Source organism: Rahnella sp. PAMC25559 (assembly GCF_050632365.1).
Taxonomy (GTDB): domain Bacteria; phylum Pseudomonadota; class Gammaproteobacteria; order Enterobacterales; family Enterobacteriaceae; genus Rahnella; species Rahnella rivi.
On record NZ_CP192543.1, the window covers coordinates 3953851 to 3966659 of the forward strand.

Below are 12809 nucleotides of genomic sequence, written 5' to 3' on the forward strand. Positions count from 1 at the left end.
AATAATTATCGCCGGCGGGTGCGGCGGCGAACCGGATCTTTCTTTGCCGTTTTCAGAATATCAGGACGTTTCACTGATCCGGGCGCAGGCATTTCGCGGTGTTCAATCGGGAACACCGGCAACGCCGCCAGCAGGCGCGCACCGTAACTTTTGGTCAGCAGGCGCTGGTCATAAATGACGATTTCGCCGGTACATTCATGGCTGCGGATCAGCCTTCCAACCTGTTGGATCAGGTTAAACGACGCGCTCGGCAGGCTTTGCACTTCGAACGGATAGCGCTTAAGTGTTTTCAGCCATTCGCCTTCGGTGAGGATCACCGGGCTGTCGACCGGCGGAAACGCAATTTTATGGATATGCACCTGCGTCAGCAGCTCACCTTTCAGATCCAGCCCTTCGGCGAACGATTGCAGACCGATCAGCACGCTGGTGGTGCCCGCTGAAACACGTTTACGGTGCTCTTCCACCAGCCGGTAGCGCGGCTGATCGCCCTGCACCAGCAGCATCAGACGCAAATCCGGTAGCAGCGAGACAAACTGTTGCATCGCGCGGTTGCTGGCGAACAGCACCAGCTGGCCGGTGTGTTGCCCTTTCGCCAGTTCGCTGCGGAAAAAATCGGCCATCTCCTGCAAATGCGCCGCTTCGTTCGCCATCAGGGGCTCGAGGGTCATCTGCGGGATCACCAGTTTGCCCTGCGAAACGTGGTTAAACGGCGAATCCAGGCTGACAAAGCGGTCACCGGCTTTTTCGCTCAGGCCGCTCATCTCCTGCAAACGGGAGAAACTGTTCAGCGAACGCAGCGTGGCGGAGGTGATAACGACGTGCGGCACTTTGCGCCACAGCATTTTTTCCAGCTGATCGCTCACGCGGATCCCCGCGCAGTGGAACACCAGATGCGTCTGGTTATCGAAATACGTCCGCGTCACCCATTTGCTGATCGGCGCGTTCGAGGCTTTATCCAGTGCCGCCAGCCGCCACAGCTTGCTCATGGTTTCCAGATAACTTTGCATCCGGCTCATGTGCAGTATAGCGCGGTGCAGACGCATAATGTCGTGCTTGCCGGTCTTCTCGCTGAGATCGTTGACCATGTATTCCGCCAGACTGCGCAGCCCGTCGGTCAGTTTAAACAGGCGACTGCACTGTTCGGTCAGTTCCGGCGGCAAGGCGCCGAGTTCAAAACGGTGCTCCGCTTCCGGGGTGTCCGGCGGCAGATACTGACTGACCGATTGTTCGATAAGTAGCAGCAGCTCGCGCATCTCGGCGCAGTGATTGTGCAGGCGCTCGGCGTTGGTCAGCGGCGGCGGATTTTTCGGCGTAAACAGCGACAGACATTGCTCAATCTGGCGCACAAAATTGTCCAGTTGCAGGCTGTTCCACATGGCCGTGATTTCAGCATCAACTTCCAGCGCATCGCGCGCCACTTCCGGCAGGTGGTGCCCTTCATCAAGCACCAGCAGCAGATCTTTCGCCGGTGGCAGCACCGATTCCGACTCCAGCGCGGCCATCACTAAAGCGTGGTTGGTGACTACCACATCGGCACTTTCAATCTCTTTGCGCGCCACGAAATACGGGCATTCGCGAAAATAATGGCAGTTACGGCTCAGGCAGTTGGCTTTATCGGTGCTGATTTTGATCCACAAAGGATCGTCGATGGTTTTCTTGTAGTGGTCGCGCAGTCCGTCCCACTCATAGCGCGAGAGCGCGGTTTCCAGCGTTTTCGCCAGTTTCTGCTCTTCGCCGCTGGAGGGCGCCAGTTCGTCACCCAGAAATAACCCGAGATCGCCCTGCGCGTTTTCGTTGCTCATCGCCGCCAGATTGCGCGGACACACATAACGCCCGCGGCCAAATGCGCCGGTAAATTTGAGGTCAGGAATAATTTTTTTCAGCAGCGGTAAATCTTTGCTGTAAATCTGATCCTGCAACGCGACGTTGGCCGTGCTGACAATCAGCGGTTTTTCTTCTTCGCGGCTGACGGCAATACCGGGGATGAGATAGGACAGCGTTTTCCCGACGCCGGTCGGCGCCTCGATGGCCAGATGCCGCGCTGAGTCACCCGAGAACGCCTTCGCCACCTCTGCAATCATCTGACGTTGCGGGGCGCGGGGAATGAAATCCGGGATTTGCTCTTGCAGGGCTTTGTACCACTGGCTGATCTGATTTTTTACTGCGGGGGAAAGCGCCATGCATCTCTTTTTGTTGGGGGTCAGGACCGAAGTGTGGCGGCTATTGTCCCACAGACCGGCTGATGGCGCAGCCCGAAATCAGGGCGACTGCACAAATTTACGTCAGTCATTTATTAAATAAAGTAAAAGTTCATTTTCAATTGTCATAAATTGATCACATATCTAAGGTAAAAAACCCTCGCTGAGAAAATTCCGAGCACACACGGAATGCATAGCAAAAATGATGAATAGCGTCTTTCCACAAGACTTCATATAAAGCTTTCCAACCAAAGCTTTTAATAAAGAATGCAGGGTAAAAATTCATGAAACGTAATATTCTGGCACTTTTAATTCCTGGTTTATTGATTGCATCAGGCGCGCACGCAGCAGAAGTTTATAATAAAGACGGCAACAAACTTGACCTGTACGGTAAAGTAAAAGGTCTGCATTATTTCTCTGATGCTCCCGGCAATGACGGCGACCAGAGTTATGTGCGTTTCGGTTTTAAAGGTCAGACACAAATTAACGATCTGATCACCGGTTACGGCCAGTGGGAATATAACGTTCAGGCTAACCACGCCGAATCCGACAGCAAATCCCCAAGCACCACCGGCACCAAAACCCGTCTGGGCTTTGCCGGTCTGAAATTTGGTCAGTACGGTTCATTCGACTACGGTCGTAACTACGGCGCACTGTACGACGTCGAAGCCTGGACCGATATGTTCCCTGAGTTCGGTGGCGATGGTTACACCAAAGCAGACCGCTTCATGACGGGCCGTACCAACGGCGTGGCGACCTACCGTAACCGTGGCTTCTTCGGTCTGGTGGATGGCCTGAACGTGGCGTTACAGTACCAGGGCAAAAACGAAAACGACGGTCGCAGCAGCAGCACAGCAAACGGCGACGGTTATGCACTTTCTACCACGTACGCACTGGGTGATACCGGCGTGAGCGTCGGCGGTGCCTACGCGTCTTCTGACCGCACCATCGGCCAGAGCACCTCCGCTTACGGCAAAGGTGATAAAGCTGACGCATGGACCGGCGGCATGAAATATGACGCTAACGGGGTTTATTTAGCGGCGATGTATGCTGAAACCCGTAATATGATTGCCATTACCGTTCCGGCAGGTATTGCAAGCGCACCGGCTGGCAGCGGCTTTGCAAATAAAACACAAACTGTTGAAGCGGTCGCGCAATATCAGTTCGACTTCGGCCTGCGCCCTTCTCTGGGTTATGTGCAGACCAAAGGGAAAGATATTGAAGGCATCGGCGACGTTGACCTGGTTAAATATTTCGACGTGGGCGCCACCTATTATTTCAACAAAAATATGTCAGCCTATGTTGATTATAAAATCAACCAGCTGGATGACGACAATAAACTGGGTCTGAATAACGACGACGTTACTGCCGTGGGCCTGGTTTATCAGTTCTGATTTAAGTCAAATACCACCTCATTGTTATTATTCTCTGTCTTGATTTTTTTCGGCCGGACTCACCCTCCGGCCTTTTTTGTTTTTGTCCTTTTTCGTGCCATCTCGCGTAATTTGCCTTTTCCTCTTTCGCAGCCCGCTGAATCTGCTAAAGTTTCAGGGAATTTTACGAATGAGAACTTCTCTTAACAAAAACAGGGATACCCAATGAATAAAGTTTCGCTTTGTACCACCAGTGCATTGATTATGCTGGCCCTGAGCGGCTGTGCGCAGCAAAAGAACGATGCCCAGCAAACGCTGAACGATCAGTCCGTGATGGCGCTGAACTGGTTCCAGCAATCCGGTGAATATCAGGCACTGACCTATCAGGCATTCAACGCGGCCAAAATGGCCTTTGATCAGGCGCAGCCGCTGGCAGGTCAGAAGAAAGCCGTGGTGGTGGATCTGGATGAAACCATGCTCGATAACAGCGCTTACAGCGCGTGGCAGGTCAAAGCGAACAAGCCATTCGACAGCAAAACCTGGTCACAGTGGACCGCCGCACGTCAGGCGACCGCCATTCCGGGCGCAGTGGAATTTGCTAATTACGTCAATTCGCACGGCGGCACGATGTTCTATGTCTCCAACCGTAAAACCAGCGAATACGCTGCCACACTGGACAACATGAACCGTCTGGGCTTCTCCGGCGCGAATGATAAAACCATGTTGCTGAGCTCCGACACCTCAAACAAACAGGTGCGTTTCGATTCCATTAAAGCCGCGGGTTACCACATCGTCTTGTTCGTCGGTGACAACCTGAACGATTTCGGTGCCGCGACCTACCATAAAGGCAACGAACAGCGCCGCGCTTTTGTGAATCAGAACCATCAGCAGTTCGGCACCCAATACATCGTGTTGCCAAACCCGCTGTACGGCGACTGGGAAAGTGGACTGGCGAAGGATTACAACAAGTTAACGCCGGAGCAGAAACTGTCCGTGCGTGATCAGAATTTGAAAGCGTGGAACGGTAAGTAACAGCGGGCAGAAAGCGGTGAAATTTTCAGTGACTCAATGGCTGTGATCTCCCGGCTTTCTGTACCCTGAGCGGCCACGAGAGGGAACCTCTTCCCTCTCGTGGCACTCTCCTGCATGTCGGCTGCGCGGGTCAGTCGCCCTGCCTCACCCGCTCGGCACCCCCGGTCAGAAACTGTAGTCAACCGCCGCGAAATACCTTCTTCCGTCTTCGTTATAGCTGTAATCATCGCGGTTCAAATCTTTATCCCCGAGGTTCAGCACACCTGCGCGCAGTTTCACGGCTTTATTGACCTGATAGGAACCGCCGGTGTTCCAGACGGTATATCCGCCCGGCGTGGCGTTTCCGTCGGTGACGGTGCGGCTTTTGCCTTTATAGTTGGCGGAAATATAGAAGCTCCAGTCCTCCAGCGGTTTCCAGTCCAGTGTCGCATTCGACGTGTGGAACGGTAACTCGGACAACGGTTTGTTGCCGCCGTTGCTCAGGTCGCGGGCGTCGTTATAGGTGTAGTTCAGCTTCAGGTTCAGCACGTCAGTGACCGGTAAGCTGAGCTCCGTTTCCAGGCCACGGATGCGCGCTTTATTGACGTTGTAATAGCGGAAAATCGGGTTACCGCTGGCGTCGAAGCCGACGAAGTTCTGATACGTCTGCGCCAGATTGCGGTTCGCGGTGCGGATAACCGTGATCATGTCGTCGATGTCGTTCTGGAACACCGTCGCGCTGGCATTCACATCTTCCAGCCACCCTTCTTCTCCGGCGTAATACAGACCGAATTCGACGCTTTCGCTGGTTTCTGCTTTCAGATCTTTGCTGCCCACCACATTACAGCTGCCACGGCAGGACGCACTTTGCCAGTCCGGGCTGAGTTGCAGCAACGAAGGCGCTTTGAAGGCCGATGCCCAGCCGCCTTTCACCGTCACGGTGTCGGTGGCGTTGTAGACCAGATACGCACGCGGGCTCCAGTTGACGCCGTAGTTCTGGTGATCATCCATGCGCACGCCGCCGGTCAGCGCCAGGTTTTCAAAAATACGCCACTCGTCCTCGAGGAACAGCGCATATTGATTGGCCTGCGTACTGCCGCCGTTTTGCATGTTCACGCCGTCTTCGAGCTTGTCGTTGCGGTATTCACCGCCGAAAGTCAGCAACTGGTTGTAATCACCCAGCGGGATCACGACTTTGCCGTCGAGAGAGTTGTTTTTCGAGGTAATGGTTTCGGCGTTTTTATTCTCGATGTTTTCGCCGTAGAAACGCAGTTCGGTATTCGCCAGCCCCCAGCGGCCATTGTGGCCAAGCGAGTAGTTTTCACGTTCAATGCGGTTCTTATCCAGCGTGTCGGAATCGCGATCCTGACGATCAAGGCCGTAGCCGAAGGTGATGTCCTGATCTTTGTCCGGGGTCAGGGAGAACTCGACGTTGGCGTTGCGCGAGGTATAGCCCTCAATGCGCGGCTGGCCGGTGCTGCCGCTGGAGGAACTGGCCTGATCTTTTTCACGTTTACCCAGCGCACCGTAAACTTTCACCCCTAACAGGTCATCAACCAGCGGGCCGCTGGCGAAGAAGTTGCCGTTGCCGCTGTCGCCGCGATCGCGATGTTCCTGCACGGTGGTATCGGCGCTCAGCGTCCCGTGCCAGGCTTTGCCGACTTTACGGGTGATGATGTTGACCACGCCGCCCAGCGCGTCCGAACCATAAAGCGAGGACATCGGGCCACGCACCACTTCGATACGCTCGATGGATTCTGCGGGGATCCAGCTCAAATCGAAATCGTTATGACGGAAGACGGCGTTGCGGGAGTTTACGCGTTTGCCGTCCACCAGAATCAGGGTATAACCGCTGCTCAGACCACGGATGCTGACGCCCTGACGGTTGTCGCTTTCGTTAGTGATCTGCACGCCCGGTACGTCTTTCAGCACGTCTTTGAGGTTTTGAACCGGTTTCTTTTGCAGGTCTTCGCGGGTGATCACGCTGATACTTGCGGGGGCGTCTTTGAGGTTTTGCTCGACGGCGGAGGCGGTCACCACCATCTGGTCTTCCCGTTCTTTTACATCGGTTGTCTCTTCTGCCATCACCGGAAACGCGGCGGCAAACAGCTGTGCGAATAACCCGGCTTTCAGTGCCGGTGTAAATTTAACCTTAACCATTTCTTCTCTCCATGAGGATAAAACAACCCCGGCACTGCGGGACGTTGTATTTTTTTCCATCAAACCGTCAAAAAAAGTGCGAACGGAATCGCCCGGTTTATCAGGATTTTCTTTTATGTTTCAGGCTCACAATGTGAAAGGCGGACGCCGCTACGTTGGCTGCGTCCGTTTTTACTACGTCATGTATTTAAATCGAGGGGTCGCCAACCAGTCCGTCGATGAGGATTTGCGGCGTTCCCTGCGAGCAGCGTTCAATACGTCCGCGCACGCCGTAAACGCGCGCCAGACTGTCAGCGGTGATCACCGCTTCGGGTTCACCATCGGCGATCAGATGCCCGTCTTTGAGCATCAGCACACGATCGCCGTGGCGCAGCGCGATGTTGATGTCATGCACCACCACCACGGTCACAATATTGCGTTTTTGCGTTTCCTTACGCACCAGATCCATAACGTGGAACTGATAATTAAGGTCGAGCGCGCTGAGCGGTTCATCGAGCAGTAACAAAGAGGGCTGACGAATCAGTGACTGCGCCAGACCCACCAGCTGTTTCTGACCACCGGAAAGCTGATCGAGATAGCTGAGCGCCAGATGTTCGATGCCCAGCTGACGCAGCAGCGTCATCACCTTATCAGTGCCATCGGTCACTTTGCTTTTGCCGCCGGACGCGCGCTGCGCCACGATAATCGACTCAAGCACATGCAGATGCACACCGGCAGGCAGGGTTTGCGGCAGATAGACCACCTGCTCGGCACGGCGCGCAAACGGCATCGGCATCAGATCGTGGCCGTCGAGCATCAGTTGCCCTTCCGCCCGGTTCAGCCCGGCCAGCGAGCGCAGCAGGGTCGATTTCCCGCTGCCGTTTGGCCCGAGCAACACGGTAATTTTCCCACGCGGCAGCATCGGCACGTTGAGATGGCGGATCACCGGGCGCTTCGGATACCCCGCGTTAAAATCGCGGATTTGCAGCCCCTGCGTGGCGGCATTCAGGAATTCTTCAGGACGCGTTTCCAGCATGGCAGACATCAGACGTTCCCCCGGTGACGAAGAATAATGCTCAGGAAGAACGGCACGCCGACCAGCGAGGTCACGATACCCACAGGAATGATCACACCCGGCACCAGATTTTTCGAGGCAACCGACGCCATCGACAGCACCAGCGCACCGATCAGCGCACTTGCCGGCAGGTAGAAGCGGTGATCTTCACCAAACATCAGACGGGCAATGTGCGGCGCAACCAGACCGATAAAGCCGATCGGGCCGACAAACGCCACCGCCAGCGCGGAAAGGATGCTGATACGCAGCAGGGTGCCGAGGCGCAGACGGCGCACGTCGATACCAAAACTGACCGCACGGTCTTCACCCAGACGCAGCGCCGTCAGCTTCCACGCACTCATCATTGACCACGGCAGCAGGATCAGAAACGCGAACATCATCACGCCGAGTTTCACCCAGGATGCCCGCGCCAGGCTGCCCATCGTCCAGAAAACCAGCCCCTGTAAGGTGTCTTCGGTCGCAATGAACTGCATCAGTGACACCAGTGCGTTAAAGGTAAAGACCAGCGCGATACCGAAAAGCACCACGCCGGAGCTGGCAACGCGCGTCCAGCGGGTGATGCCGTCAAGCATCAGCGCCGCCAGCAGGGCAAAAATGAAGGCGTTGGCGGAGATAAACCACTGATCCGGCACCCCCGGAATACCGATGCCCAGCACAATCGCCAGCGCGGCACCGAAGGCCGCAGCAGACGACACGCCGAGCGTAAACGGGCTTGCCAGCGGGTTATTGAGGATGGTCTGCATTTCCGCCCCGGCAAGGCCGAGGGACATGCCGACGGCGATCGCCATCAGCGCATACGGCAGGCGGATATCCCAGACGATCACCCGTGTACCGGGATCGGCAGCGGCCGCATCAAACAGCGTTTTCCACAGCGTGGAGAGTGACAACCCCGAAGGCCCCATAATGAAATCAATCACCAGTGAGACGAGGATCGCCAACACCAGGATCAGCATAATCAACAAACGGCGGCGTACAATATTTTGGTATTGCCCCATGACGCTGTGCCCGGCGGTGTTATCTGCCGTCAGCGCGGGTTCGGTAGTTGCACTCATGTTTCGCTTCAATCTCATTAACGTAAAAACTTACAGCAGGATAACTTACTTCCCGCTTTCCGGTTTAACTGCATCCGTCCAGTAGGTCCCCGTTGGCTCAACGGCGAGGAACTGCTTATAAAGCTGACTCTGCGTCTGCTGCGGATCGAGATCCGCAAATTTCTGCGGATAGAAGGCTTTGGCAAACACCTGTACCGCCAGCACGTTATACGGCGAATTGTAATAGTTGTGCCAGATGCCGAAACTGCGCCCTTCTTCCACGGCTTTCAGCGTGCTGATGCCTTTACGCTGCAACAGCGGCGTCATGCTGGCGCGGGCCTGCTCCGGCGTGGTCTGCGCGCCGAGCACCAGACCGGTCGGTGCCGGATCGCCTGCTTTGGCCGGTTTGCCGCCGCCGCTTATCAGGTACACATCAGGCTGAGAGGCGATCACTTTTTCCAGATTCACCAGCCCCAGCGGCCCCGGCAGCAGCGGTTTGGAAATGTTTACGCCACCCGCCTGATCGATAAAATCACCCATATTGCCCTTTCCGGCAGACCGGCAGCATTCATCGGCGGTAGACGCACGCAGTTCGATGAAGACTTTCGGTTTGTCCTGTTCAGGGATGTGTTGGGTGATGTCGGTAACGCGTTTGATGTTGTCCTGATAGAACCTGATGTAGTCCTGCGCCTGTTTTTCGCGGTTCAGCACTTTGCCCAGCAATTCCATGCTCGGCAGGGTATTTTTCAGCGGTGAGGTGCGAAAATCAACAAAGACCACCGGCACACCGGCTTTCTGTAACTGAGTCACCAGTGCGCTTTCTTTGCCCGGACCATGCCCCGACAAACCAAAGATCGCCACCTGCGGATTCAGCGTCAGCACTTTTTCCGGGCTGATGCTGTCGGCGCTGGTGTTACCAATCAGCGGGATGTTGTCGATTTGCGGGAATTTAGCCTGATAGGTGGCATAGGTTTGCGGATCCAGCTTACGGAAATCTCCCTGCCAGCCGACAATGCGGTCGAAAGGCTTCTGGCCTTCCAGCAGAGAAACGGCAAAGAACAACCGCCCTTCTCCGAGAACCACGCGCTGAACATCATCCGGCACGGTGACGGTTCGCCCGGCAATATCGGTGACGGTGACCGCCTGTACGCCTGTGCTCATGACGCCCATCGCCAGTGCAAAAAGACCGCCTGCAACGCGGGCATTCACCCATTTCTGCTGATAATTCATCTTCTTCCGATTCCTTTACGTTTCCCTGAAGAGGCGCTAACAATAAAAGAAATGATAACGATTATCAATGCAGTTTACACAACCTATCAAGCCTACCTATAGTTGCTGCGAAACGAAACAATGCTGAGGTAACAAAGCATTACGCGATGTGGCGAGGGGGGCCGCGATAAGCGGCATAAAAAAAGCGGAGCCTGAGCTCCGCTTCAATCACCGCAGGAAAGGAGTGAATATCACTTCGCGTCTTTGCGCGGTGGCTCGACGTATTTCGGGAATTCCATCTCGCTGTATTTCACCACTTTGGTGCCTTTGGTCAGCTTATAACCAAACCAGATGATGAGGAACAGCGGCAGCCCGATGTAGGTCGCGGCAACGCCGTACCAGTCGATGGTGTCTTTCAGGAATGCCTGATAGTTCTGGCCGAGAGTAATAATCAGACACAACACAAAGGCGAATACCGGTCCGAACGGGAAGAAGCCGGAGAGATACGGCAGATCTTTCAGATCACGCCCTTGCGACACATAACCACGACGGAAACGATAATGGCTGATGGCGATACCCAGCCAGGCGATAAAGCCGGTCATCCCCGAGGTATTCAGCAGCCACAGGTAAACGGTCTGATTACCAAACATCGAGCTGAGGAAGCACAACGCAGCCACGATGGTGGTGGCATACAGCGCGTTGCGCGGCACGCCGCCTTTGGACAATTTAGCAAATATGCGCGGCGCTTTGCCTTCGCTGGCCAGCGTGAACAGCATACGGGTTGACGCATACATACCTGAGTTACCGGCGGAGAGCACGGCGGTCAGGATCACGGCGTTCATCACCGCCGCTGCCGACAGCAGACCGGCATTACGGAATACCAGCGTGAACGGGCTGACGGAAATATCGCCCACTTCATTGCGCAGCAGATTCGGGTCGGTGTAAGGAATGATCAGGCTGATCACCAGAATCGCCAGAATATAGAACAGCAGAATGCGCCAGAAGACCTGACGAACCGCGCGTGGAATATTCTTGGCAGGATTTTCAGACTCGCCCGCCGCCACGCCGATAAGCTCAGTTCCCTGGAAGGAGAAACCGACGATCATCGCCACGCCTATCATCGAGGCAAATCCACCGGCAAACGGCGCATCGCCGATGGCCCAGTTGTGCCAGCCCGCCGTTTCGCCACCGCGCATGATACCGGTGATCATCAACACGCCCACGGCGATAAAGATGATGACCGTGACCACTTTGATCAGCGAGAACCAGTATTCGGCTTCACCGAAACCGCGCACTGAGATGTAGTTCAGCAGGAAGATCAGGCTGAGGAACAAGGCGCTCCAGATCCAGCCCGGCGTGTCCGGGAACCAGTAGTTCATCACCAGCTGCGAGGCCACGAGGTCTACGGCGATGGTCACCGCCCAGTTGTACCAGTAGTTCCAGCCCAGTGCGAAACCGAACCCTTCTTCTACATAGCGGGAACCGTAGGTGGAGAATGAGCCTGAGACGGGCATAAACGCCGCCAGCTCGCCGAGGCTGGTCATCAGGAAATACACCATGATGCCGATTAACGCGTAGGAGAGCAGTGCGCCGCCCGGGCCTGCCTGCGAAACCGTCGCGCCGGAGGCAACGAATAACCCTGTACCAATCGAGCCGCCAATGGCGATCATCGTTAAGTGACGTGCCTTCAGCTCGCGACGCAGTGTAGGTGCTACCTGCGTAGTTTTTGTAGGTTGTTGAGCCATTTTTTCCCTATATCCGCTCGTCATTATAAAATTTAAGCGCGGATTGTAGCAAAACCTGCTGCTCTGAATAGCAGGAACGACCTGTTATAAGACACCTTCATAACAGGCCGCAGATCATTAGCGAAAGACCGTTATTGCGATTCGCGGCAATACGTTAAAAACCGCGATAACGCGCTGGAAATATGTTTCTGCCGGTGGTGGATCAGGTAGAGTTTGCGCACCAGCGGCCCGACCGGCAGCGGAATTTCCACCAGCGTCCCGCTGCTGAGTTGCTCTGCAATCACCCGCCGCGAGAGGCAGCTGATGCCGATACCGTGGCGCACGGCGTGTTTGATCGCTTCGGAATTGCCCAGTTCCATCACCAGATTAAAATCCGGCAGTTGCGGCAGCAGCAGGTGATCCAGCACTTCACGCGTACCGGAACCGCGTTCACGTAAAATCCACGGCTCACGTGCCAGCGCATCCAGCGTCACCGGATGCGTTGCCAGCGGATTCTCCGGCGCAACAAACACCACCAGTTCATCGTCCAGCCACGGCTGGGTGATCAGTTCCGGCATCTGGCACGGGCCTTCGATAAGCCCCAGATCGACCCGGAAATCCGCCACGGCGTTGATCACATCATTGGTATTGCCGACGTTGAGTTCGAGCGGCGTCGCCGGGAAGTCCAGACGATATTCCGCCAGCATCGCCGGCAGCATGTAGTTACCGATGGTGCTGCTGGCCCCGATGCGCAATGACCCGTTGTCATGGTTGAACAGGCGCTCGATTTCGCCCGCCTGTTCCAGCAACGCCAGCGCCTTCGGATAGAGCAGGCGGCCATGTTCGTTAATCACCAGTCGCTTACCGACGCGGTCAAATAACTGTACGCCCAGCTGGTTTTCGATATCGGCCAGCGAGGCGCTGACGGCAGATTGTGAAAGTGAAAGCACAACCGATGCCTGTGTGGTCGAGCCGCTTTTCAGCACCTCGGCAAACACTTCAAGTTGTCGCAATGTAATGTGCATAAATGTCCCGCTCTTCTCACGCGC

9 protein-coding genes are annotated in these 12809 nt (G+C 55.5%); 2 read left to right on the top strand and 7 right to left on the bottom strand.

Annotated features, from left to right (window positions below):
* Window positions 1–5: 5 nt before the first annotated feature.
* Window positions 6–2180 (bottom strand): ATP-dependent DNA helicase DinG, encoded by a 2175-nt coding sequence (gene dinG / locus ACQZQY_RS19315; RefSeq protein ID WP_056782344.1) that lies wholly within the window; start codon window positions 2178–2180, stop codon window positions 6–8.
* 302 nt (window positions 2181–2482) lie between these two features.
* Here dinG and ompC point away from each other — a divergent pair, with 302 nt between their 5' ends.
* Window positions 2483–3592, top strand: coding sequence for a porin OmpC (ompC, locus tag ACQZQY_RS19320; protein ID WP_217203208.1), 1110 nt, complete (start codon window positions 2483–2485; stop codon window positions 3590–3592).
* A gap of 204 nt (window positions 3593–3796) precedes the next feature.
* Window positions 3797–4603: a 5'-nucleotidase, lipoprotein e(P4) family gene (locus ACQZQY_RS19325; protein ID WP_056782339.1), complete on the top strand. Its 807-nt coding sequence runs from the start codon at window positions 3797–3799 to the stop codon at window positions 4601–4603.
* 165 nt (window positions 4604–4768) lie between these two features.
* On the opposite strand, the gene cirA is transcribed toward ACQZQY_RS19325, so the two are convergent.
* The 6 genes from cirA to yieE form a co-directional block, all read right to left on the bottom strand.
* Complete coding sequence (cirA, locus tag ACQZQY_RS19330) at window positions 4769–6742, bottom strand: catecholate siderophore receptor CirA (RefSeq protein ID WP_183847723.1); 1974 nt, start codon at window positions 6740–6742, stop codon at window positions 4769–4771.
* A 187-nt stretch (window positions 6743–6929) separates the two neighbouring features.
* Window positions 6930–7766 (bottom strand): ABC transporter ATP-binding protein, encoded by an 837-nt coding sequence (locus tag ACQZQY_RS19335; RefSeq protein ID WP_056782335.1) that lies wholly within the window; start codon window positions 7764–7766, stop codon window positions 6930–6932.
* Entirely contained in the window at window positions 7766–8848 is a 1083-nt protein-coding gene (locus ACQZQY_RS19340) for a FecCD family ABC transporter permease (protein ID WP_056782332.1), read from the bottom strand. Before ACQZQY_RS19340 ends, ACQZQY_RS19335 begins: the two co-directional genes overlap by 1 nt.
* A 45-nt stretch (window positions 8849–8893) precedes the next feature.
* Window positions 8894–10057, bottom strand: a complete 1164-nt coding sequence (locus tag ACQZQY_RS19345; protein WP_431296235.1) for an ABC transporter substrate-binding protein — start codon at window positions 10055–10057, stop codon at window positions 8894–8896.
* Between the two features lie 230 nt (window positions 10058–10287).
* Window positions 10288–11781 carry an amino acid permease gene (locus ACQZQY_RS19350; RefSeq protein WP_056782328.1) on the bottom strand — a complete coding sequence of 498 codons (1494 nt, stop codon included), beginning with the start codon at window positions 11779–11781 and terminating at the stop codon, window positions 10288–10290.
* A gap of 131 nt (window positions 11782–11912) precedes the next feature.
* The gene (gene yieE, locus ACQZQY_RS19355; protein WP_056782324.1) at window positions 11913–12785 is read right to left on the bottom strand and encodes a DNA-binding transcriptional regulator YeiE; all 873 of its coding nucleotides are present in this window, start codon (window positions 12783–12785) and stop codon (window positions 11913–11915) included.
* Window positions 12786–12809 lie beyond the last annotated feature (24 nt).